This window comes from Streptomyces sp. NPDC031265 (genome assembly GCF_055570295.1).
On sequence record NZ_JBVIHM010000002.1, the window covers coordinates 342,297 to 365,140 of the forward strand.

General features: G+C 69.9%; 21 protein-coding genes and 1 riboswitch. Of the genes, 5 read left to right on the forward strand and 16 right to left on the reverse strand.

Translation table 11 applies throughout. The features are described from left to right. Positions 1 to 15 precede the first annotated feature (15 nt). The 5 genes from ACZ499_RS05715 to ACZ499_RS05735 all read right to left on the reverse strand — a co-directional run bounded on the left by ACZ499_RS05715 (position 16) and on the right by ACZ499_RS05735 (position 5,473). Positions 16 to 1,245, reverse strand: coding sequence for a hypothetical protein (locus tag ACZ499_RS05715; RefSeq protein ID WP_468672590.1), 1,230 nt, complete (start codon positions 1,243 to 1,245; stop codon positions 16 to 18). A 16-nt stretch (positions 1,246 to 1,261) separates the two neighbouring features. Continuing rightward, positions 1,262 to 2,278: a C40 family peptidase gene (locus ACZ499_RS05720; protein ID WP_468672592.1), complete on the reverse strand. Its 1,017-nt coding sequence runs from the start codon at positions 2,276 to 2,278 to the stop codon at positions 1,262 to 1,264. A 263-nt stretch (positions 2,279 to 2,541) separates the two neighbouring features. Next, the gene (locus ACZ499_RS05725; RefSeq protein ID WP_468672594.1) at positions 2,542 to 3,567 is read right to left on the reverse strand and encodes a C40 family peptidase; all 1,026 of its coding nucleotides are present in this window, start codon (positions 3,565 to 3,567) and stop codon (positions 2,542 to 2,544) included. Positions 3,568 to 3,823: 256 nt separating this feature from the next. Beyond that, complete coding sequence (locus ACZ499_RS05730) at positions 3,824 to 5,185, reverse strand: NYN domain-containing protein (RefSeq protein ID WP_468672596.1); 1,362 nt, start codon at positions 5,183 to 5,185, stop codon at positions 3,824 to 3,826. Between the two features lie 42 nt (positions 5,186 to 5,227). Beyond that, positions 5,228 to 5,473 carry a hypothetical protein gene (locus ACZ499_RS05735; RefSeq protein WP_361377245.1) on the reverse strand — a complete coding sequence of 82 codons (246 nt, stop codon included), beginning with the start codon at positions 5,471 to 5,473 and terminating at the stop codon, positions 5,228 to 5,230. A gap of 199 nt (positions 5,474 to 5,672) precedes the next feature. On the opposite strand from ACZ499_RS05735, the gene ACZ499_RS05740 reads away from it, so the two are divergent. Both ACZ499_RS05740 and ACZ499_RS05745 read left to right on the forward strand, forming a co-directional pair. After that, positions 5,673 to 6,416, forward strand: a complete 744-nt coding sequence (locus ACZ499_RS05740; RefSeq protein ID WP_385548125.1) for a rhomboid family intramembrane serine protease — start codon at positions 5,673 to 5,675, stop codon at positions 6,414 to 6,416. Beyond that, entirely contained in the window at positions 6,413 to 6,694 is a 282-nt protein-coding gene (locus ACZ499_RS05745; protein WP_361377251.1) for an Lrp/AsnC family transcriptional regulator, read from the forward strand. Before ACZ499_RS05740 ends, ACZ499_RS05745 begins: the two co-directional genes overlap by 4 nt. A gap of 266 nt (positions 6,695 to 6,960) precedes the next feature. Here ACZ499_RS05745 and ACZ499_RS05750 read toward each other — a convergent pair whose 3' ends face one another. The 6 genes from ACZ499_RS05750 to ctaE form a co-directional block, all read right to left on the reverse strand. Then, positions 6,961 to 8,424, reverse strand: coding sequence for an aminotransferase class V-fold PLP-dependent enzyme (locus ACZ499_RS05750; protein ID WP_468672601.1), 1,464 nt, complete (start codon positions 8,422 to 8,424; stop codon positions 6,961 to 6,963). A 237-nt stretch (positions 8,425 to 8,661) separates the two neighbouring features. After that, positions 8,662 to 8,779, reverse strand: a riboswitch (SAM riboswitch). A 168-nt stretch (positions 8,780 to 8,947) separates the two neighbouring features. Further along, positions 8,948 to 10,012: an anthranilate phosphoribosyltransferase gene (gene trpD / locus ACZ499_RS05755; protein WP_468672603.1), complete on the reverse strand. Its 1,065-nt coding sequence runs from the start codon at positions 10,010 to 10,012 to the stop codon at positions 8,948 to 8,950. Between the two features lie 134 nt (positions 10,013 to 10,146). After that, the gene (gene qcrB / locus ACZ499_RS05760) at positions 10,147 to 11,775 is read right to left on the reverse strand and encodes a cytochrome bc1 complex cytochrome b subunit (RefSeq protein WP_468672606.1); all 1,629 of its coding nucleotides are present in this window, start codon (positions 11,773 to 11,775) and stop codon (positions 10,147 to 10,149) included. Beyond that, a complete protein-coding gene (qcrA, locus tag ACZ499_RS05765; RefSeq protein WP_468672610.1) occupies positions 11,772 to 12,821 on the reverse strand; it encodes a cytochrome bc1 complex Rieske iron-sulfur subunit in 1,050 nt (349 codons plus the stop codon). The genes qcrB and qcrA overlap by 4 nt, the downstream gene beginning before the upstream one ends. Further along, positions 12,818 to 13,627, reverse strand: a complete 810-nt coding sequence (qcrC, locus tag ACZ499_RS05770) for a cytochrome bc1 complex diheme cytochrome c subunit (RefSeq protein ID WP_468672612.1) — start codon at positions 13,625 to 13,627, stop codon at positions 12,818 to 12,820. Before qcrC ends, qcrA begins: the two co-directional genes overlap by 4 nt. A gap of 63 nt (positions 13,628 to 13,690) precedes the next feature. After that, a complete protein-coding gene (gene ctaE / locus ACZ499_RS05775) occupies positions 13,691 to 14,311 on the reverse strand; it encodes an aa3-type cytochrome oxidase subunit III (RefSeq protein WP_188274058.1) in 621 nt (206 codons plus the stop codon). 178 nt (positions 14,312 to 14,489) lie between these two features. On the opposite strand from ctaE, the gene ACZ499_RS05780 reads away from it, so the two are divergent. Further along, positions 14,490 to 14,906 carry a hypothetical protein gene (locus ACZ499_RS05780; RefSeq protein WP_468672614.1) on the forward strand — a complete coding sequence of 139 codons (417 nt, stop codon included), beginning with the start codon at positions 14,490 to 14,492 and terminating at the stop codon, positions 14,904 to 14,906. Positions 14,907 to 14,937: 31 nt separating this feature from the next. Here ACZ499_RS05780 and ACZ499_RS05785 read toward each other — a convergent pair whose 3' ends face one another. The 4 genes from ACZ499_RS05785 to ctaC form a co-directional block, all read right to left on the reverse strand. Further along, positions 14,938 to 16,191, reverse strand: coding sequence for a L,D-transpeptidase (locus ACZ499_RS05785; RefSeq protein ID WP_468672617.1), 1,254 nt, complete (start codon positions 16,189 to 16,191; stop codon positions 14,938 to 14,940). Positions 16,192 to 16,354: 163 nt separating this feature from the next. Further along, positions 16,355 to 16,753: a cytochrome c oxidase subunit 4 gene (locus ACZ499_RS05790; protein WP_358833664.1), complete on the reverse strand. Its 399-nt coding sequence runs from the start codon at positions 16,751 to 16,753 to the stop codon at positions 16,355 to 16,357. Further along, on the reverse strand, positions 16,750 to 18,486 hold the full coding sequence (gene ctaD, locus ACZ499_RS05795; RefSeq protein ID WP_468405443.1) for an aa3-type cytochrome oxidase subunit I: 1,737 nt from the start codon (positions 18,484 to 18,486) through the stop codon (positions 16,750 to 16,752). Before ctaD ends, ACZ499_RS05790 begins: the two co-directional genes overlap by 4 nt. Then, positions 18,483 to 19,454: an aa3-type cytochrome oxidase subunit II gene (ctaC, locus tag ACZ499_RS05800; protein WP_468405445.1), complete on the reverse strand. Its 972-nt coding sequence runs from the start codon at positions 19,452 to 19,454 to the stop codon at positions 18,483 to 18,485. Before ctaC ends, ctaD begins: the two co-directional genes overlap by 4 nt. Before the next feature lie 427 nt (positions 19,455 to 19,881). Between ctaC and ACZ499_RS05805 the strand changes: the two genes are divergently transcribed. Beyond that, a complete protein-coding gene (locus tag ACZ499_RS05805) occupies positions 19,882 to 21,264 on the forward strand; it encodes an aminotransferase class V-fold PLP-dependent enzyme (RefSeq protein ID WP_468672619.1) in 1,383 nt (460 codons plus the stop codon). A gap of 227 nt (positions 21,265 to 21,491) precedes the next feature. Here ACZ499_RS05805 and ACZ499_RS05810 read toward each other — a convergent pair whose 3' ends face one another. Beyond that, the gene (locus ACZ499_RS05810) at positions 21,492 to 22,466 is read right to left on the reverse strand and encodes a carbohydrate kinase family protein (protein ID WP_468405449.1); all 975 of its coding nucleotides are present in this window, start codon (positions 22,464 to 22,466) and stop codon (positions 21,492 to 21,494) included. A gap of 140 nt (positions 22,467 to 22,606) precedes the next feature. Here ACZ499_RS05810 and ACZ499_RS05815 point away from each other — a divergent pair, with 140 nt between their 5' ends. Then, complete coding sequence (locus ACZ499_RS05815; RefSeq protein WP_468672862.1) at positions 22,607 to 22,804, forward strand: hypothetical protein; 198 nt, start codon at positions 22,607 to 22,609, stop codon at positions 22,802 to 22,804. Positions 22,805 to 22,844: the final 40 nt, after the last annotated feature.

Here is a 22,844-nt window from a genome sequence, read left to right on the forward strand (position 1 = left end):
GCCCCGCGCAGCCGGTCAGCCCAGCTGGTCGCGTACATAGGCGCGCCACAGGGCCGTGAACTCCTTCGGCGTGGTGGCCAGTTCCTCGTTCATCGCCTTCTCCAGCGCGCCCTCGCGGTGCTTCTGCCCGCCCACCTTCGTATAGAGGGCGGCGAGCTTCCCCTCGCCCCAGCGCTGGGCGATCATGCGGCACGCCAGCCAGCCGCCCTCGTACGCGCGCGCCAGCCGGTCCGCGCCGCCCTCGAAGCCGAACTCCGCGTCGGCGGGCAGGTCGTCGGGCACCTCGCCGCGCCGCACCGCCTGCTGGAGCTCCGGCGCGGCCTCGGCGGGGGTGCGCCCGGTGCCCCGGTAGCCGACCCAGTCCGCGTACCCCTCCGAGAGCCACATCGGGGTCGTGGAGGAGGTCCGGGTGCGGGTGGCGACGTGGGTGGTCTCGTGGGTGAGGACGACGCGCCGGCCGAGGTCGCCGAGGACGCCGTACGCCTCGGGGTTGACGATCACCCGGTCCGCGGACGCCGTCCCGGCTCCGCCCACCTCGCCGGTGGTCACCGCCGCGATCCCCCGGTACGAGGCCGGGGGCGCGCCGAGCAGCGCCGCCATCGCGTCGAGCGAGGCGGGCACCAGGACCACCACCCGGCCCGCCCAGCGGCCGGGCCAGGCGGCCGAGACGGCGGGCACCGCGCGGTCGGCGGTGTGCGCGATCCGCTGGAGGGCCTGACGGTCCTGGCCGACGCCGAGGACCAGGCTGTGCGCACCGCGCACCACGGACACCGGGCCCTGCTGCCACAGCGGCTCGGCGGCCCCCTCGCCCGGCCGGTCACCCGTCACGTACCAGCGCCCGGCCCGCTCGTCGAGCTCGACGACCCTGGCCGAGGCCACCGGCGCGCTGTCGTACCCGTCGAGCCGGTAGCGCAGCTCGACCTGGGCGGTGGCCCGGTCGCCCTTGCGGCTGACCCCGGTCACCCGGTACGCCCAGGCGCCCAGCGGCACCTGGCGCAGATTGGCGAACTCGGCGCGCTGGGCATCCCGCAGCGTCCCGGCGCCCGGGTCCAGCGCGGCCAGATAACCGCGCTCGTCGTGCCCGAGGACAGCGGCCGCGCGCCCGTCCAGGGTGCGCTGCACCTGGCCGGTGACGGGGTCGGGGGCCGTGTCCGGGGCGGAGCAGGCGGATGCGAACAGCAGCGCGGCGAGACCGAATCCCGCCGTGCGCCGTCGCCACCTGCCGCTCAGCCAGCCGTACGCCATCCTCCCGATCGTACGTTCACACGCGGGTGATCGAGGAGATGGGCATCATGCCCACCGGGTCGTAGCGCACCGGCGCGCCCGGGTGGGGGGCGTGGATCACTTGGCCGTTGCCCACGTACATCGCGATGTGGCTGGCGTCGGAGCCGTAGGCGACCAGGTCCCCGGGCTGCGCCTCGGAGAGCGAGACCCGGTGCCCGGCGTACCGCTGGGCCTGCGAGGTGCGCGGCAGCCCCACGCCCGCGTGGGCGTAGGACCACTGCATCAGGCCCGAGCAGTCGAAGCCGGCCGGCCCGTTGGCGCCCCAGATGTAGGGCCTGCCCACCGCCTGGCGGGCCGCCGCCACCGCGGCCGCCGCACGCCCGGAGGCGGGCACCGCACCGCTCAGGTCGGGCAGTTCGCCGCGCCCGCCGCGCGAGGACCGGTCGAAGGCGGCGCGCTCGGACGTCGGCAGCGCCAGCAGCACCCGGCGGGCCTGGGCGAGCTTGGACTCGATGGTCCGCTTGTGCCGGGCGACCTCGGCGCGGCTTCGCTCCAGCTCGGTGAGCTTGCGAGTGGCCTCGGTGCGCTGCTGGCGGATCCGCCGCTGCTCCTGCTGGAGTTCGCGCAGCGCGGCGCTCTGGCGCTCGCCGATCCGGTCGAGGGCGGCGGCCTTGTCGAGATACGTGTCGGGGTCCTCGGAGAGCAGCAGCGCGAGCGAGGGATCCAGGCCGCCCGAGCGGTACTGGGCGCCCGCGATCGCGCCCAGCGCGCCCCGCATGCGGTTGATGCGCTCCTGGCCGCGGGCGACGCTGTCCTGGGCCTGCTTGACCTGCTCGCGCAGCTGGTCGGCGTGCTCGTCCGCCTTGTTGTACTGCTCGGTGGCCTCCTCCGCCTGCGCGAAGAGCCGGTCGACCCGGTCCTTGCCGGTGTCGCCCGGGTCGGCGCTCGCGGGCGCCGCGAAGGCCGCGGCCGCGGTGGCCGCCGCGGCGGACAGAACGGTGACCCGGGCGCTCTGGGAGAGGCCGGACTGCGTGGGACGGCGATGGGACGCCAAGGAAGCCGCACTCCTTCCGCTGGTGCGGCCCCTGCCGCCCGGGTGGGCGGACGAGTTGGAAGAGTCACGGGGGCACCGCATGACGGACAGTAGCCGGGCGGCCACGGGGTGCCAACGACCCCGGCGCCTACGCAAAGTGACGCCCCGCCGGAGAACACAGGTCACCGGCGGGGCGTGGCGTCAGCGGGCGTTGCCGGAATTCGCCCGTTCGGAGGGCGACAGCAATCGACTCGTTACGCGGTGGAGGGCGGCGGGCCCGGCGGTCAGCTGATGCGGACGCCGAACTGGAACGGCATGTTGCCCATGGCCTCGTAGCGGACGTTGGCGCCCGGCTTGGGGGCGTGCAGCACCTGGCCGTTGCCCGCGTACAGGCCGACGTGGTGCAGGTCGCCGTAGAACAGCACCAGGTCGCCCGGCTTGAGCTGGCTGCGGCCGATCTGGGTGCCGGCGCCGGCCTGGGCCTGCGAGGTGCGCGGTATGGAGACGCCCGCCTGGCGGTAGGCCCAGGACGTGAGCCCGGAGCAGTCGAACGAGGCGGTGCCGGTGGCGCCGTACACGTACGGCTTGCCTATCTGGGACTGGGCGGCGGCGAGGGCCGCGGCGCCGCGGCCGGAGGCGGGGGCCTCGTTGCCGAGGTCGGCGCGCTCGTTGGTGCGGTTGGCGCGGGCGTCGTCGGCGGCCAGGGAGGCCTTCTCGGCGGCTGTCAGCGAGTTGAGGAGCTTCTGCGCGGCGGCGAGCTTGGACTGGGTCTCGGCCTTCTTGGCGCCGAGCTCCTTGCGGGTGTCCGCGAGGTCCTTGAGCTTGTCCTGGGCTTCCTTGCGCTCCTGCGCCAGGCTGCGCTGCTTCGACTGGATCTTCTGGAGCGCCTCGGTCTGCTTGGCGCTCAGCTGGTCCAGCGAGGACGCCTTGTCCAGGAAGTCGTCCGGGTTGGCGGAGAGGAAGAGCTGGACCGAGGGGTCGATGCCGCCCGAGCGGTACTGCGCCGAGGCCATCGAACCGAGGCCGTCGCGGAGCTTGTTGAGCTCGTCCTGGCCGCGGGCCACCTTGTCCTGGATCGCGCCGACCTGCTTCTCCAGCTGGTCCTGCTTCTCCTTGGCGCCGTTGTACCTCTCGGTCGCCTGCTCGGCCTCGTCGTACAGCTTGTCGACCTTGGACTTCACTTCGCTCTTCGACGGCTTCGGGTCCGCTTGCGCGGCCTGGGACGTGAGAGCGACTGCTGCGGCAGCGGTCGCGGTGAGCACGGTCACGCGGGTGCGGCTCGCAGGCTTGGGTCGACGGTGGGACGCCACGAAGGCGAGCTCCTTCTTCCTCAGCCGCCGAACAGCTCAGACTCGGCGGGACCCTCACGGCCACCCGGATGAGTGATCAACCGCGTGAAGGTTCGAGCCCCGACCCTAGTGACGTTCTTGTGATCAGTTCAAATCCTGATGGGAAAAAAACCTGTCGCCGGGATGATTCTTTACAGTCATCCCACGCGTAGTAATGGGCACTTGACAGAGTGGTGGGAACTGATCACCCGAATTCGGGCATTGAACATAGGAGTTACTAGACGCGCGAAAGCCGCTTCAGGAGCATGACGGACGCAACGGGCCGGGCCCCGGCCTTGGCCACCCCGTCCGCCACCTCACGGTCGGTCGAGACGACCACCACCGGCCGCCCGGACGGCTCCGCCCGCACCAGCTGGCGGATCAGCTCGTCGGCGGTCACGCCCGGCTTCGAGAAGAGCACCCGTACGCCACGGGGCGGCGCGAGCAGCACCGGCGCGGCCAGCTCGGCCCCGTCGAAGACGCAGGTCACCTCGGCGCCCGTCTGCGCGGCGAGAACGGAGAGACCGCCGAGCAGCCGCAGCCGCTGCTTCTCCAACGGCATCGTCGGATAGCCGGTCTTGGTGACGTTGTAGCCGTCCACCACCAGATGCACCTGCGGCAGCGCGAGCAGCTGGTCCAGAAGCGCCGGATCGGTCTCCGAGAGCGCCCTGGCCGCGATGTCCTTCGGGGTCATCTGTCCCGGTTCGACTGCTTCCACGGTGTCGGCGGGCCGCACCGAGACCGGGGGCAGGGCGAGTTCGCGCCGCAGCCCGGACGCCGCGTCCAGGACCGTGTCGAGCAGCAGCCGCAGCCGCATGTCCTCGATCGAGCGGCCCTCGCGCACCGCGCGCCGGCTCGCCTCGACGGACGCCTCGGCCTCGGTGAGCCGGGTCCTGATCCGCCGCGACTCGCTCTCGGCGGCGGCCACCTGGGCCGCCGCCTCCGCTCTGATCCCGTCGATCTCACCGGCGACCTTGCGCAGGGCGGCCTCACCGCGCTTGACGTCGCTGAGCGCGCTGCGCAGCTTGCGCTGGAGCGCTTCCGCTTCCTTGCGGGCCGCGGCCAGGTCGGCGCGCAGGTCCTCCTGCTCGGTGCGCAGCCGCTCGTGCGCCTCCGCCAGCTCCTGGCGCAGCCGCTCCAGTTCGCGCCGGCCCTCCTCGTCGGCGCGCTCGGCGTCGGCGCGCAGGGCCTCCTCGCCGGCGGCGGCGACCAACTTGACCCAGCCGGTGGGCCGCAGCACATACGCGGCGGCCGCCACGTCGACGGGATCGGCGGCCGCGGGCGGCGCGCCGGACTCCAGGGCGCCCGCCAGCTCCGGCTGCGCCTCCTTCAGGCGCTCCCCGATCCGCTGGCGGAAGACCGGGTCGGACTCCAGGGCCGCGGCCATGGCGTTGCCCGCGAACTTGGCACGACGAGTCGGGGTGAAACGGGCGTACTGCCGCAACTGTGACGGCAGTTCGGCGACGGTCAGCCCACCGAAGGCGTCCGAGACCAGGGCGACGACCCTGCGCCGCACCCCTTCGGGCAGCGGGCGGTCGAGCACCTCGGCGGGGCCGTCACCGGCCGCACCGGCCGGTTCGGCACCGCTTGCATGCTCCACGATCCGTCACCTCAACTGTCGTCCGTCACCCACCGGGGCGGCTCACTCGGAGCCGGTACCCGGCCTGTCCACCAGCTCGATCTGGTCCACCGCGTTGCACCAGCGGCAGCGCACCGACTCGATGGTCTCACTGACCACCTCGCGTTCCTCGACCTTCGGCTCTCCGGCGAGGTCCAGATGGACGTACTCGACGACCTTCGACGAGCGGGTGACGTCGAAACGGGTCAGATTGCCGCAAAGGGTGCAGCGCCACCGGGTGGTGGCGGTGGGCAGGGGAACGCTGGTCATGTGGTGCTGACCTCTTTCCACGGTTCCGCGTCGAAGCTCGGTGCCCGATGCCTCGTTGCGCGGTCGGTTCATGGTCCAGGATCTCGCGGTGCGCCGTCGAACTGCGGATGTACTGCCCGTAACCCTACGGCCTACCAGTTGCCCCCCGGCACGGCGAGGCGGTCTGTACCGTTCGGTCCGGTTACGCCATGCTCTGTTCGTGATCAAGCCGAGCGCCGTACGGGGCGCGGTGGTACGGGGCCCTGCGGTCACCTACACCGTGCTGGCGCTCTGCTGCCTGGTCTTCCTCGTCAGCCCGGTGTCCGGCCTGAATCCCTCGTACGGGACGGGGGACGCGCTGCTGGCGGCGCAGAGCTCGTATTTCGCCCGGTGGGGTGTCATCCCGAACGAACTCACGGCCGGTGACCCCGGCGCGCTCGTCACCCCCCTCACGGCGCTCTTCGTGCACGGCAACTGGCTGCACCTGCTGGGGAACATGCTCTTCCTCTACGTCTTCGGCGTGATGGCCGAGGAGCGCATGGGCAGGATCGGGTTCGCACTGTTCTACCTCGGCGCGGGCTACCTCGCCCTGCTCGCGTACGCGGTCGCGCACGCGTCGTCCGACCAGACGCTGGTGGGCGCGTCGGGGGCGATCTCGGCCGTCCTGGGCGCCTTCCTCTATCTCTTCCCCCGGGCGAAGGTGACCAGCCTCTTCCCCTTCCTCTTCTTCCTGCCCCTGCGCTTCCCCGCCTCGATGGTGCTGGTTTTCTGGTTCGTGCTGCAGTGGCTGGCGGTACGGGCGGCCCCGACGGGGCCCGGGGTGGCGTACTTGGCCCATCTCGTCGGCTTCGGCCTGGGGTTTCTCTACGCCTGGGGCCGGTTCCGCGGGGCGGCTAGAGTGAAACGACCTGAACGACCGAAGCCACCCGCGTCGGCCGCCACCGAGGGAGAGAACCAGCCGTGATCACCGCGATCGTGCTCATCAAGACCAGCGTGGACCGGATTCCCGAAATCGCGGAGTCGATCGCGTCGCTGGAGAACGTCAGCGAGGTGTACTCGGTGACCGGCACCTATGACTTGATCGCGCTGGTCCGGGTGGCCCGCCACGACGACCTCGCGGACATCATCCCCGGGCGGATCAGCAAGATCCCCGGGGTGGAGGCGACGGACACGCACGTGGCGTTCCGGACGTACTCGCAGCACGACCTGGAGGCGGCGTTCGCCATCGGCCTGGACGCGTAGCCCTCGGGCGGGCGGCGGGACGGGACAGGGGTTCCCGCTCTTCTGCGGGCGGGTGGGGGCTGAGGCGGGTTTCCCGGGGGCTGCGGCCCCCGGTCCCCGTTGCGGGGCCTGCGGCCCCTGCACCCCGCCTTCGGGGCTCCGCCCGGCCCCCGCTCCTCGAACGCCGGAGGGGCTGAATCTTCAGGGGCGCGGGGAACCCCGCGACCGGCCCCCACCCACCCGCAGCCGAACAGGCGGCCGGGCGCAGCCCGGGAAGTGGGAGGCGGTCACACCGCCGGGACGCAGCGGCCCTCCTCCGTGCGGTACGTCCACTTCGCACCGTCCCGCACCAACTCCCGCACCGCCCCCACGAACCGCTCCACATGCTCGTCCGGCGTCCCCGCCCCGAAGCTGACGCGGATCGCGTTCAGGGTGGGGGTCCCCCCGGACGAAGTCTGGGGGAGCTCGCCCGGCTCCGCCTCGGGCGCGCCGCACTCGCCCGGCTCCTGCGGCTCGCTGCCGAGGAGCGTGCGTACCAGGGGGTGCGCGCAGAACAAGCCGTCGCGGACGCCGATCCCGTACTCCGCCGACAGCGCCGCCGCGAAGTGCGAGCTGTTCCAGCCGTCCACCACGAACGAGATCACGCCGACCCGGGGCGCGTCATCGCCGAACAAGGAGAGGACGCGGACCTCGGGAACCTCCGCCAGTCCCTCCCGCACCTTCGCGATCAGGTGATTCTCCCGCTCCACCAGCTCCGCGAAGCCCGCCTCGGTCAGCGCCTTGCAGGCGGAGGCGATGGCGTACACGCCGATCACGTTCGGGGAGCCGGCCTCGTGGCGGGCGGCCGTGGTGTGCCACTCGACGTCAACCCCGCCGTCCACGCGCCGGGCGACCTTGCGGGAGGCGCCGCCACCCGCGAGGTACGGTTCGGCCTCCTGCAGCCAGTCCGCGCGGCCCGCCAGCACTCCGGAGCCGAACGGCGCGTACAGCTTGTGGCCCGAGAAGGCGATCCAGTCGACGTCCAACTCCTGTACGGAGACGGGGTGGTGGGGCGCCAGCTGCGCCGCGTCGAGCACGATCCGCGCCCCGTGCGCGTGCGCCGCCGCCGCCAGCTCCTTCACCGGCCACAGCTCGCCCGTGACGTTGGAGGCGCCGGTCACGCAGACCAGGGCCGGGCCGTTGGGGTATCCCCTGCTCGAACGAAGTTGAGAGCTCGGGGAAGGATCGCGGTCGGACAGGGCCCGCTCCAGCGTTTCCACCGCCTGGCGCGGCGTACGCGGCGCGTTGAGGTACGTCACCCGCGCGTCCCGCCACGGCAGCAGCGACGCGTGGTGCTCGGTCTCGAAGACGAAGACCTGGCAGTCGGCCGGGATCACCTGGGCGAGGAGGTTCAGGGAGTCCGTCGTCGAGCGGGTGAACACGATCTGGTCGCCCGCGCGGCAGTCCAGGAACTCCGCCACCGCCGCCCTGCTGTTCTCGAACAGGTCCGTGGACAGCTGTGAGAGGTAGCCCGCGCCGCGGTGCACGCTGCCGTAGTAGGGGGCGTACGCGGCCACGTCGTCCCACACCCGCTGGAGGGCCGGGGCACTCGCCGCGTAGTCGAGGGCCGCGTACGTCACCTCGCCGCCGGTGACCAGCGGCACGGTGACGTCCCGGCCGAGCACCGGCAGCGGCGCCGCACAGCAGGGTTCGGCGGCGGAGTCGGAGGCGGCGGAGGAAGTGGCGGCGGGCGTGGCGGCGTATGCGGACATGGCGGTTTCTCCCGGCAGGACGAGGCGCGACGAAATGACTGTGGAGCCCCACGGCACGGCGGCGGCAGTCCAACTGGCGCCGGGTGCACGGGGGTTGACCTCGAACACGGGCAAGAGGGGCCCGCGGAGGTGTACAGAAAGAGGGGCCGGAGGCCCTATCGCATTCGCTTGCTCACGAGACTGCTCCCTTGAGGACCAGGACCCCAGGGGCGCGCCACTCCGAAGGGAGTGCGCAGGGGTCCGCGCTTGCCGCAGACCTCGCTGCCTGCGACCTGGTCTTCACCCGGGGCACCCCGCCACGGACGGAGGGTTGCCGGACAGCGGGCCGGGGCCGTAGTCGCTGTCACTCATGACCTTGGAAAGCATCCTGCCATACGTCCGCGTACGCGCAAGGCGCAGTCCGGATGCCGGACTGCGCCTTGAGTCACACCTCGCGGGCCCCAGGGCCTGTCGTCACATTTCCCGTCGTCGCCCGAAGGGCGGCCGGGGCAGGCGGGAATGTGACGACAGGCCCCAGCCGCCCTCAGGCGTTGCTGGCGGCCACCCAGCGCTCCAGGGCCCGCCGCGCCGCCCCCGAGTCCACCGACTCGGCCGCCTGGGCGATCCCGGCCCGGATCTGCTCGACCAGGCTCCCCTCGCCCGGATCGAGGGCGACGAGCGCCGCCGCCGAGTTGAGCAGCACCGCGTCCCGCACCGGCCCGGTCTCGCCGGCGAGCAGCCGCCGGGCGACGTCCGCGTTGTACGAGGCGTCCGCGCCGCGCAGCGCCTCGACCGGCACCAGGTCGATGCCCGCGTCCCTGGGGTCGAACGACTCCTCGCGCACGGCCCCGTCCCGTACCACCCAGACCCGGGAGGTCGCGGTGGTCGTCAGCTCGTCCATGCCGTCGTCGCCGCGGAACACCAGCGCGGAGGAGCCGCGCTCGGCGAGCACCCCGGCCACGATCGGCGCCATGCGCGCGTCCGCGACCCCGGTGGCCTGGGCCTTGACCCGGGCCGGGTTGGTGAGCGGACCGAGGAAGTTGAAGGTGGTGCGGATGCCGAGCTCCCGGCGCGCGGCGGCGACGTATCTCAGGGCGGGGTGGAACTTCACGGCGAAGCAGAAGGTGACGCCCGCCTCCTCGGCGACCTGGACGACCTGCCGGGGCGTGAGGTCCAGGTTGACGCCGAGCTTCTCCAGGACGTCGGAGGCGCCGCTGGCCGAGGAGGCGGCCCGGTTGCCGTGCTTGACGACCTTGGCGCCGGTGCCCGCCACCACGATCGAGGACATGGTGGAGATGTTGACGGTCTTGGCGCCGTCGCCGCCGGTGCCGACGATGTCCACGGTCCGGCCGGGCACCTCGATCACATTGGCGTGCTCGTACATCGCGCGGACCATGCCGCTGATCTCGGTGACGGTCTCGCCCTTGGCCCGCAGGGCCACCGCGAACCCGGCGATCTGGGCGTCGGTCGCCTCGCCGCGCATGATCGAGTCCATCGCCCAGGCGGTCGCCTCGGCGCTCTGGTCGGTGCCGCTGAGCAGTGCGTCCAGTACGCCCGGCCAGGAGTAGGCCGCCACGCTGTCGCCGCCGACCGGGGTCACAACGTTCATGGTCCGCTCCTGGGTCCACCGACGGATAGGGATGGGAACACCCTATCCAGCCCGGGGGACAGCGAAGGGCCCCGTCCATCGCGTGGACGGGGCCCCTGTGCTGTGTGGCGTACAGCAGTGTCGCTGAGAGGGGATCAGTGGTGGCCGTGGCCGCTGGTGATCTCCTCGTACTCCTCAACGGTCGGCTTGGCGATCTGGCTCTGCTCGCCGTAGTAACCCTTGTGGATCTTGACGCGCAGCTTCTCCATGCGGGAGACCTTGCGCTTGACACCGTTCTCGTCGACCGCCGCGGGCAGCTCGTGCGGACGGGTCTGCTCGTGCGCGGTGAGCTTGTACAGCTGGCCCGCGTCGAGCGGCTCGTGGACCTCGACGAACTCACCGTGCGGCAGCCGCTTGATGATGCCGGTCTCACGACCGTGCAGCACCTTCTCGGCGTCCCGGCGCTGCAGGCCCAGGCAGATCCGCTTGGTGATGATGAACGCGATGACCGGGCCGACGAAGAACGCGATCCGGACGAACCAGGTGATGGCGTTGAGCGACAGGTGGAAGTTGGTCGCCCACAGGTCGTTGCCACCACCGACCAGCATCACCATGTACGCGGTGATCCAGGCCACGCCGATGCCGGTGCGGACGGGAGCGTTGCGCGGACGGTCGGCGATGTGGTGCTCGCGGGTGTCCTTGGTGATCCAGGCCTCGATGAACGGGTAGGCCGCGATCGCGAAGAGCACCAGCGGGAAGATCACCAGCGGGATGAACACACCGAGGACCAGCGTGTGGCCCCACAGGTTGATCTCCCAGCCCGGCATCACTCGGATGAGGCCTTCGGCGAAGCCCATGTACCAGTCGGGCTGGGCGCCGGTCGACACCTGGTCCGGGCGGTACGGGCCGATCTCCCAGATCGGGTTGACCGAGGCGATCGCCGCGATGACCGCGATGACACCGAACACCAGGAAGAAGAAGCCGCCGGCCTTGGCCGTGTATACGGGCAGCAGAGGCGCGCCCACGACGTTCTTGTTGGTGCGGCCGGGGCCCGCGAACTGGGTGTGCTTGTGGTAGAAGACCAGGATCAGGTGAGTGACCATCAGGCCGAGCATGATGCCGGGCAGCAGCAGGATGTGGACCGAGTAGAACCGGGCCACGAAGTCGCCGCCGGGGAACTCGCCGCCGTAGATGAAGAACGACAGGTACGTGCCGACGACCGGCACGCCCAGGATGGCGCCCTCCATGAACCGGACGCCGGTGCCCGAGAGCAGGTCGTCCGGGAGCGAGTAGCCGGTGAAGCCGGTGAACATGCCGCAGAAGAACAGCAGGAAGCCGAAGAGCCAGTTGACCTCGCGCGGCTTGCGGAACGCGCCCGTGAAGAAGACGCGCATCATGTGCACGAACATGCCCGCGAGGAAGATCAGCGCCGCCCAGTGGTGGATCTGCCGGATCAGCAGACCACCGCGCACGTCGAAGCTGATGTGCATGGTCGAGTTGAACGCCTCGGACATCTGCACACCCTGGAGCGGAACGTAGGAGCCGTCGTAGACGACCTCGTTCATGCTCGGGTGGAAGAACAGCGTCAGATACACGCCCGTGATGATGATGATGAGGAACGTGTACATGCAGATCTCGCCGAGCATGAAGGACCAGTGGTCCGGGAAGATCTTGCGCATGTTGGTCTTCGCCAGGGTGTAGATCCCCAGCCGGCCGTCGGCCCAGTCGGCGAACTTCTCGCCGTTTCCGGGCTCGCGCCGTTCGTCAGTCGTGGTGGTGCTCATCCGCGCTCCCAGAAGGCAGGACCGACGGGCTCTTCGAAGTCGCCGAGCGCTTCGAGGTAACCCTCGCTGTTCACGCCGATCCGCAGCTGCGGCAGAGCGTGACCGGCCGGGCCGAAGATGACGCGGGCCCCGTCGGAGAGGTCGAAGGTGGACTGGTGGCACGGGCAGAGCACGTGGTGGGTCTGCTGCTCGTACAGGCTGATCGGGCAACCGACGTGGGTGCAGATCTTCGAGAACGCCACGATGCCCTGGTGCGACCACTCCAGCTCGCGCTTGTCCTTGATGTTCTCCGGCTGCAGCCGGACGATCATCAGGGCCGCCTTGGCGATCTGGGTCTGGAAGTCGTGCTGGTCCTCCTCCAGGCCCTCGGGCTTGGCGAAGGTGAGCGAACCGACGGCCACGTCCTCGGGACGAAGCGGCTCGTTGGTGTTCATGTTGATGAGGGCCTTGCCCTTGGCCCACATCGTCTTGCGCAGCTTGTCCTCGGGCAGGGTGCCCAGGTCGCGCAGCAGCACCACACCGGCGAGCGGCACCATGGCCAGCGCGCCGTACATGGTGTTGCGGATCAGCTTGCGACGGCCGAAGCCGGACTCGCGGACGCCGTCCGCCCAGTCCTGCATGACCTTCTCGCGGACCTCCGGCGGCGCCGAGATCTCGTGGCGCTCGTCGGACATCTCCTCGTCGGACATCAGCGTGCGGGCCCAGTGGACCGCGCCGGCGCCGATGCAGAACAGCGCGACACCCAGGGTCAGACCCAGGGAGAAGTTCAGCGCGCTGACGTGCCCGAACGGGAAGATGTAGACGATCTTGTCGATCGGGAAGATCACGAAGGACGCGATGAAGGCGACCGTCGCGACCATCGAGAGCATGAAGAGACCGGCGACCACGCGCTCGGAGCGCCTGGCTGCCGCCTCGTCGATGTCCTGGACGCGCGGCATGTGGGGCGGCAGCCCCGGGTCCGCGAACAGGTCGCGGGCGCGCTCTACCGAGCCGTGCTCGGGGTCCTGCTCGCTGGGCAGGTTCTCGGAATTGTCTTGGCTACTCATGACTTCTTGGCCTTAGCGGAGTGGGCCGCGATCCAGATGGCGACTGCGATGAGGGCACCGAGTCCGAAGATCCACGCGAACAGACCCTCGCTGACGGGGCCGAGGCCACCGAGCGAGAGACCACCGGGGCTCGCCGTCTTCTCACTGTCCACGGCGTCCAGGTACGCGATGATGTCCTGCTTCTGCTTCTGCGGCATCGTCGTGTCGGGGAACGACGGCATGTTCTGCGGGCCGGTCTGCATGGCCTCGTAGAGGTGCTTCGGTTCCACGCCCTCAAGGCTGGGGGCGTACTTGCCGTGCGTCAGCGCACCGCCCTTGCCGGAGAAGTTGTGGCACTGGGCGCAGTTGGTGCGGAACAGCTCGCCACCCTTGGCGATGTCCGCGCCTTCCGGGCTGTACTGCTTCTCGGTCGGCTTGATGGGGCCGGCGCCGAGGGAGGCGATGTACGCGGCGAGCTGGTCGATCTCGGCCTGCGAGTAGATGACCTTCTTCTTCGGCACCTGGGCGCCGGGCTGCTGCGCCGGCATCCGGCCGGTGCCGACCTGGAAGTCCACGGCCGCGGAGCCCACGCCCACCAGGGACGGGCCGTCAGTGGTGCCCTGACCGCCGGTTCCGTGGCAGCTGGCGCAGCCGACGGAGTAGAGCTTCTTGCCCTCGTCGATGGCGAGGGACTGGGCGGTTTCGTCGGCCTTCGCCTTGTCCGCGGGCGCGAACGCGGCGTAGAGCCCCCCGGTGGCCGCCAGCGCGAGGAGTAGGACGACGAGCGCCGCCAGCGGATGGCGTCGTCGTGCGGAGAGCTTTTTCACGGATTACCCCGGTGTCAGGATCTTCTGCGTCGATGCGGGATGGTGTCGGGTCTGCGGACCCGATTACTTGATCAAGTAGATCGTGGCGAAGAGGCCGATCCAGACGACATCGACGAAGTGCCAGTAGTAGGACACGACGATGGCGGCGGTTGCCTGCTCGTGGGTGAACCTCTTGGCCGCGTAGGTCCTGCCGAGAACCAGCAGGAAGGCGATCAGACCGCCCGTCACATGCATGCCGTGGAAGCCGGTCGTCAGGTAGAACACCGAGCCGTACGGATCGGAGGACAGCGAGAGGCCGTCCTTCTTCACCAGCTCGGTGTACTCGAAGACCTGGCCTCCGATGAAGATCGCACCCATCACGAACGTGATCGTGAACCAGGTGCGCAGCTTCTTCACGTCGCCCCGCTCGGCGGCGAAGACGCCGAGCTGGCAGGTGAGGGAGGAGAGCACCAGGATCGTGGTGTTCGTCGCCGAGAACGGAAGGTTCAGCGAGGACGCCATTTCCTTCCAGTGCTCGGCGCCCGTCACCGATCGCAGGGTGAAGTACATCGCGAAGAGGGCCGCGAAGAACATCAGCTCGGAACTCAGCCAGATGATGGTTCCGACGCTGGTGAGGTTCGGCCGATTGACCGACGGGTGCGCGTGCCCGGTTTCTACTGTCGTTGCTGTCGCCACGACCGACATTATGTCGGTCGCTTATCTCGCGCTCACTCCGGGGGGTGCCGTTCGGTGTGTCCGGACCCTGTGTCCTGCCCGAACAGCCCATCCCGGCGCCCGCCGAACCGGTGTTGACGCGGTGTCGGACGGAGTAGCATCCGCGCATCGGCTCCCGAGCCCGTACCGCCGTCGAATCGGAGGAACAATGCAGTCGAGCGCCACCGTACTTGTCTACAGCGACGACGCGAACACCCGTGAGCAGGTGCGGCTCGCCGCCGGACGCAGGCCCGCCTCCGACGTTCCCCCGGTGACCTTCCTGGAGTGCGCGACCCCGCACGCCGTCCTCAAGGAGCTGGACCGAGGCGGCATCGACGTGTGCGTCCTGGACGGGGAGGCCGTCCCGGCCGGCGGCATGGGCATCTGCCGGCAGATCAAGGACGAGATCTTCCAGTGCCCGCCGGTGCTGCTGCTCATCGGGCGCCCTCAGGACGCCTGGCTGGCCACCTGGAGCCGTGCGGACGCCACGGTGACCCTCCCGGTCGAGCCGGTCGAGTTCGCGGCCGCACTGGCCGCCCTGATCCGTTCGCGGCGCCCGGACGGCGCCGTGGCCACCCGGGCCTGATCCCCCCGCCCCAACCCCCACCGGGCAGGCCCTAGACCTGCGGCCGTAGCCGGGCGGAGCTCAGCTTGCTCTGCCCGGCCTTCAGGTCGGCCTGCAGCACGCTGCCCTTGTGCCACTTGTCCCAGCCCACGTTCCAGTCGCCGAACCCGTTGTCGAACGGCGTCATGTCCTCGCCGATGCTGTTGACGACCTTGACGATGTCGCCCTCGGTGACGGTCTCGTAGAACCACGCGGCGTTCCCGGTGGACATGCCCGTACAGCCGTGGCTGACGTTCTCGGAGCCCTGCGAGCCCACCGACCAGGGCGCGGCGTGCACGTACTCGCCGCTCCAGGTGACCCGGGTCGCGTAGTAGACCGGCAGGTCGTACGCGTCGGCGCTGCCGGACGAGATGCCGACCGTCTCCCCGCGCATCCGTACGAAGTACTGCTTGCCCAGCACCACCTTGACGCCGTTTCGGGTGGAAAAGCCCGGCTTTCCGGTGGTCACCGGAATGGTATTGATCACTTCTCCGTTGCGTTTGACCGTCATGTAGTGCGAGGACGCGTCCGTGATGGCCTCGATGCGGTCACCGGTGGTGATCTTCAGGGGCTGCGCGGGGCCGCCGTACAGCTTGTCGGCGATCTTCACGCCCTCCAGCCGCGAAGTGGCCCTGATGGTCGCGTGGGTGGGCCAGTACTCCTTGGGCCGGTAGTGCAGCGTCTTGTCGTCGACCCAGTACCAGGCACCCTCCACCGACGGCGTGGACTCCACCTTCAGCGCCCGCTCCACGATCGCCCGGGCCGCCTTGTCCTTGACCGGCTTGCCGAGCTCCGCCGTGATGGGCTGTCCGACGCCGTACTTGCCCGCGTCCGGGCCGAATTCGACCTTCACGACCTCTTTGGGTACGGAGGTGTCGAACGTCAGCGTACGGCGCCCCGGAGCGCCGTCGGAGTCCTCCGTGGAGACCACCACCGTGTAGTGGGTGCCCGCGACCAGCGGGGCCGTGGAGTGCCAGCGGTTCCCGTCGCCGTCGAGCTCGCCCGCCAGATACCGCCCCGCGGCGTCCGTGGCCATCACGTCCGTGATGCGCCCGCGGCCGCCCCTGGCGGTGATCTCCAGGGGCTTCTCCGGATCCGCCTTCGCACTGCCCGCCGGGCCGTTGTACGCGATCTGGCCGGCCGCGTCGTACGGCTTGGCCGAGAGCGGGTTGCTGTCGGAGTGTCCGCACGCGCCGGCGCCCACCCCGAGGGCAATGACCAGCAGGGTGCAGCTCAGGACGGTACGGGTACGCGGTGCGTGACTCATGAGCACATGTTATGAAAAACAGTCATATTCAGCGCGCGATATGACTGCAAACGAGCGACACGCCCTCGGACGGCCCAAAGCGCCCTACGCGGGTTCCGCGTACGCGAAAGGGCCCCGCGGCTCGGATGAGCTGCGGGGCCCTTTCACACGTGCCTGCGAGGACCTACTGGTTCTGGTTCTCGCCGCGGTAGTACTCGAACACCCAGCCGTAGATGCCGATCAGGATCAGCGGCGCCGAGAAGTACAGCAGCCACCAGCCCATCGCGATGGCCAGGAACGCGAGCGCGCCACCGATCGCCAGCGAGAGCGGCTGCCAGCTGTGCGGGGAGAAGAATCCCAGCTCACCGGCGTCGTCCGCGACATCGGCCTCCTTGTCGTCCTGCGCGCCCGCGTCGACCCGCCGGGCCGTGAAGGCCAGGTAGAAGCCGATCATCACGCTCAGGCCGAAGGCCATCACGAGAGCGGTCGCACCGGCCGGCTCCTTCGACCACACGCCGTACACGACGGCCATGATCAGGATGAAGACGGAGAGCCAGAGGAACATCTTGCCCTGGATCTTCACTTGCCCGCCTCCTTGCCGCCGGCGAGGGCCTTGCCACCGTGACCGTGGTTCTCGAGCTGGTCGAGAGCCGCGATCTCAGGGTGGTGCAGATCGAACGCCGGCGATTCGGAGCGAATACGCGGCAGGGTGAGGAAGTTGTGCCGCGGCGGCGGGCACGACGTCGCCCATTCGAGCGAACGGCCGTAGCCCCACGGGTCGTCGACCTCGACCTTCTTGCCGTACTTGGCGGTCTTCCAGACGTTGTACATGAACGGCAGGATCGACAGACCGAGCAGGAAGGAGCTGATGGTCGAGATCGTGTTCAGCGCGGTGAAGCCGTCGGCCGCGAGGTAGTCCGCGTAACGACGCGGCATGCCCTCGGCACCGAGCCAGTGCTGCACCAGGAACGTGCCGTGGAAGCCCACGAACAGCGTCCAGAACGTGATCTTGCCCAGGCGCTCGTCCAGCATCTTGCCCGTGAACTTCGGCCACCAGAAGTGGAATCCGGAGAACATCGCGAAGACCACGGTGCCGAAGATGACGTAGTGGAAGTGCGCGACGACGAAGTACGAGTCGGAGACGTGGAAGTCCATCGGCGGCGAGGCCAGGATGACGCCGGTCAGACCACCGAAGGTGAAGGTGATCAGGAAGCCGACGGCCCAGAGCATCGGTGTCTCGAAGGACAGCGAGCCCTTCCACATCGTGCCGATCCAGTTGAAGAACTTCACACCGGTCGGTACCGCGATGAGGAACGTCATGAACGAGAAGAACGGCAGGAGCACGCCGCCGGTGACGTACATGTGGTGCGCCCACACGGTCACGGACAGACCGGCGATGGCGATCGTCGCGCCGACCAGGCCCATGTAGCCGAACATCGGCTTTCTGGAGAACACTGGGATGACTTCGGAAATGATTCCGAAGAATGGCAAAGCGATGATGTACACCTCTGGATGGCCGAAGAACCAGAAGAGGTGTTGCCATAGCAGCGCGCCGCCGTTGGACGCGTCGAAGACATGGGCACCGAACTTGCGGTCCGCCTCCAGGGCGAACAGCGCGGCGGCCAGGACCGGGAAGGCCAGCAGGACCAGCACACCGGTCAGCAGGACGTTCCACACGAAGATCGGCATACGGAACATCGTCATGCCCGGAGCGCGCATGCAGATGATCGTGGTGATGAAGTTGACCGAGCCGAGGATCGTGCCGAAGCCGGAGAAGGCCAGACCCATGATCCACATGTCGGCGCCGACGCCCGGCGAGCGGACCGCGTCCGACAGCGGGGAGTAGGCGAACCAGCCGAAGTCGGCCGCGCCCTGCGGGGTGAGGAATCCACCGACCGCGATGAGCGAGCCGAACAGGTAGAGCCAGTAGGCGAACATGTTCAGCCGCGGGAACGCCACGTCGGGCGCGCCGATCTGCAGCGGCATGATCCAGTTCGCGAATCCGGCGAACAGCGGCGTCGCGAACATCAGCAGCATGATCGTGCCGTGCATCGTGAACGCCTGGTTGAACTGCTCGTTCGACATGATCTGCGTGCCGGGACGGGCGAGCTCGGCGCGCATGAGCAGCGCCATCACCCCGCCGATGCAGAAGAACACGAACGACGTGACCAGATACATCGTGCCGATCGTCTTGTGGTCAGTGGTGGTCAACCACTTCACGACGATGTTTCCCGGCTGCTTGCGCCGGACCGGCAGCTCGTTCTCGTACGAGTCGTCTGCTGCCGCGGCACCCTGAGATTCGTTGAGGATGCTCACAGTTTGTTCGTCTCCGCGTTCTTGGCGGGGTCGGTCTGAGCGATGCCTGCCGGCACGTAGCCGGTCTGGCCCTTCGCCGCCAGCTCCTTGAGGTGCTGCTGGTAGCGCTCCGGGGAGACGACCTTCACGTTGAAGAGCATCCGGGAGTGGTCGACACCGCACAGCTCGGCGCACTTGCCGAGGAAGGTGCCCTCCTGGGTCGGGGTCACCTCGAAGGAGTTGGTGTGCCCCGGGATGACGTCCTGCTTCATCAGGAAGGGGACCACCCAGAAGGAGTGGATGACGTCACGGGACGTCAGCACGAAGCGGACCTTCTCGCCCTTGGGCAGCCACAGCGTGGGCCCGGGGTTTCCGGTCTGCGGGTTCCGCATGCCGGGGATGCCGACGTCGTAGACGCCGTCGGCGCCGGCCGGGAAGTCCTTGGTGAAGCGGTCCGGAATGGCGGACAGCTCCTTGGACTTCGCGGCGTCGCCCGTGGCCGGGTTGCCGTCCACGTCCTCGACGTAGTTGAAGCCCCAGCTCCACTGGTAGCCGACCACGTTGACGGTGTGAGCCGGCTTCGGGGAGAGCTCGAGGAGCTTCGACTCATCACGCGCGGTGAAGTAGAAGAGCACCGAGACGATGATGAGGGGGACGACCGTGTACAGCGCCTCGATGGGCATGTTGTACCGGGTCTGCGGAGGTACCTCGACCTTGGTGCGGCTGCGCCTGTGGAAGATGACACTCCACAGGATCAGGCCCCAGACCAGCACGCCCGTGGCGAGCGCTGCCGCCCACGAACCCTGCCAGAGGGAGAGGATCCGCGGAGCCTCTTCCGTCACCGGGGTGGGCATACCGAGGCGAGGGAAGTCTTTCCAGTTGTACGAGCAACCGGAGGCGGTAGCCAGGACCAGGCCCGCGGTCAGCACCTGCAGCAGCTTCCGCCGCATCGGGCGCCGCGACGAGCGGTCGGAGCCGTTGGGACTCACGTAGCGCCTTCCCGAGAGTCTCGCCCGCGCCGGCCGGCTACGGCCGTCCGTCTCGCTGGTCGGTCGCCGCCCTGGCCGCGGGCAGGGGTTTGGATGTTTATGCGGACCAAACCCTACTGGACGCTATCTGGGGTCGCGCGGGGAGGGTGCCCAACGCGCCGCCGGGGCCCCCGAAGGGGTGGAATCCGGGCCTCCGGGCGGCATCTGACGGGTCTTCCCGTACGGGTGTACGGAGAGTGGCGCGGTACCGGGGGGACCTCTGAAGGGGCGCGGGGCCGTGACCCATGCGGCTCCGCCGCGATGCGGGTCCCCCTGTTCGAGCGAAGCCGAGAACGCCGAGGACTTGGGGGAGCGACCAGCCCCCGACGACCCGCAGCGGACGGACCGCACCTTCGGCAGACCCCCCAAGCAGCGCTAGCGTGACCGCGTGCCCTACTTCGACGCCGCCTCCTCCGCCCCCCTGCACCCCGTGGCCCGCCAGGCCCTCCAGGCCTCGCTCGACGAGGGCTGGGCCGACCCGGCCCGGCTCTACCGCGAGGGCAGGCGGGCCCGGCTGCTGCTGGACGCGGCCCGGGAGGCCGCGGCCGAGGCGGCCGGCTGTCGGCCGGACGAGCTCGTGTTCACCTCTTCGGGGACGCGTGCGGTGCACTCCGGAATTTACGGTTCCCTCTCCGGGCGTCGGCGTGTCGGCCGCCATCTGGTGGTGTCGGCGGTGGAGCACTCCTCGGTGCTGCACGCGGGCGCGGCCCTGGAGGCGGACGGCGGCGCGGTGACGGAGGTCCCGGTCGACCGGACCGGGGCGGTCTCCCCCGCCGCGTACGCCGCCGCGCTGCGCCCCGACACGGCGCTGGCCTGCCTCCAGTCCGCCAACCACGAGGTGGGCACGGTCCAGCCGGTCGCCGAGGTGGCCGAGGCGTGCCGGGCGGCCGGGGTGCCGCTGCTTGTGGACGCGGCCCAGTCGCTGGCGTGGGGCCCGGTCGAGGACGGCTGGTCGCTGCTCGCCGCGAGCGCGCACAAGTGGGGCGGCCCCGCGGGGGTGGGGCTGCTCGCGGTCCGCAAGGGTGTCCGGTTCGCCCCGCAAGGCCCCGCCGACGAGCGGGAGTCGGGCCGGGCGCCCGGCTTCGAGAACATCCCGGCGATCGTGGCGGCGGCCGCGTCGCTGCGGGCGGTACGGGCGGAGGCGGCGGCCGAGGCGGAGCGGCTGCGGGCCCTGGTCGACCGGGTGCGCACCCGGGTGGCGGAGCTGGTGCCGGACGTGGAGGTGGTCGGGGACCCGGTGCGGCGGCTGCCGCACCTGGTCACCTTCTCGTGTCTCTATGTCGACGGGGAGACCCTGTTGCACGAGCTGGACCGCGAGGGTTTTTCTGTTTCGTCCGGTTCATCCTGTACGAGCAGCACGCTCACCCCGAGCCATGTACTGCGGGCGATGGGTGTCCTGAGCGAGGGCAACGTACGGGTCTCGCTGCCCCCGGGCACGGCCTCCTCCGACGTCGACCGCTTCCTCGCGGTGCTGCCCGGGGTGGTGTCGTCGGTCCGCGAGAAGCTGGGCGCCCCGGTGTCGTCCCCCGCCCCCTCCACCCCCTCCGGCGACCTGACCATCGACGCCCTCGGCAAGCGCTGCCCCATCCCGGTGATCGAACTGGCGAAGGTGATCACCGACGTCCCGGTCGGCGCCACGGTCACGGTCCTCGCCGACGACGAGGCGGCCCGGCTCGACATCCCGGCGTGGTGCGAGATGCGGGGGCAGGAGTACGTGGGGGAAACGCGGCGGGAGCGGGGGTCCGCGTACGTGGTGCGACGGGTGGGGTGAGGCCGGTGTGGAGGTACGGAGTACCCCCACACCGGTAAGGGCGGGTGTGGCTAGGGCGTGTTTCGAAAGTAGCGTCGTCCGCCCGAAGGGCGGGCCCGGCGGCGTCTGGTGCGTGCGATCGCAAGGCGGAGGGTCGCCCCGATACTGGTTGTATCGGGGTGATCCCGACAACGCGGCGAGCGTGCGTGCCAGACGCCGCCGGGCAGACGGGACTTTCGACACACGCCCTAGGCCAGGTGCTCCCGGACCTCGGCCGCCGCCTCGTCCCCGTACGCCTTCGTGAAGCGGTCCATGAAGTGGGCGCGGCGCAGCTGGTACTCCTGGGTGCCGAGCGTCTCGATCACCAGCGTCGCCAGCATGCAGCCGACCTGCGCGGCGCGCTCGTGGCCGACGCCCCACGACAGGCCCGACAGGAAGCCCGCGCGGAACGCGTCGCCGACGCCGGTCGGGTCGACCTTGGCCTCCTCCTCGGCGCAGCCGACCTCGATCGGGTCCTCGCCGACCCGCTCGATGCGCACGCCGCGCGAGCCGAGGGTGGTGACCCGGTAGTCGACCTTCCCCAGGATCTCCGCGTCGCTCCAGCCGGTCTTGGACTCGATGAGCCCCTTCTCGTACTCGTTGGAGAAGAGGTACTTCGCGCCCTCCAGCAACGTACGGATGTCGTCGCCGGACATCCGGGCGATCTGCTGCGAGAAGTCCGCCGCGAACGGGATCCCGCGCGTCTTGCACTCCTCGGTGTGCCGGAGCATCGCCTCGGGGTCGTCGGCGCCGATCAGGACCAGGTCGAGGCCGCCCACACGCTCGGCCACCGAGTGGAGCTCGATCTGGCGGGCCTCGCTCATCGCGCCCGTGTAGAAGGAGCCGATCTGGTTGTGGTCGGCGTCCGTGGTGCACACGAAGCGGGCGGTGTGCAGGACCTCGGAGATGCGGACCGAGTCCGTGTCCACCCCGTGCCGGTCCAGCCAGGCCCGGTACTCGTCGAAGTCGGAGCCGGCGGCCCCGACGAGGACCGGCCGGGTGCCGAGCTGCCCCATTCCGAAGCAGATGTTCGCGCCGACACCGCCCCGGCGCACGTCGAGGTTGTCGACGAGGAAGGAGAGGGAGACCGTGTGCAGCTGATCGGCGACCAGCTGGTCGGCGAATCGGCCGGGGAAGGTCATGAGGTGGTCGGTGGCGATAGAGCCGGTGACTGCGATACGCACGGCTAGGACACTCCTGCGTGGAGGACTGTTGACAGTTAACGCTACCGGGTCGCGGGGGTTCACCTGAAGGGCTGAAATTACCCGATAGTAGTCCTTTATTCGCATGGTTCCTGATGCGTACGGTGCGGAATATGGAAACCATGGAGCAGACCGGGAACGTCATGGCGTCCGAACCGGGCCTTGCGGAGCTGCGCGGCGACTGCGCGCGGATGGCACCCCACTGGGTGGTGCCGGCGGAGGCCGGGCCGGCGCCCGTCCCACCGTCCCGCATCCACGGGGTGTCCGTGCCACCCGACTCGGTCCGGCTGATCGCCACCATGTCCGAGTACGGCGACTGAGCGGACCCGAGCGACGGGGCAGCGCGCGGAGGGAACCGTG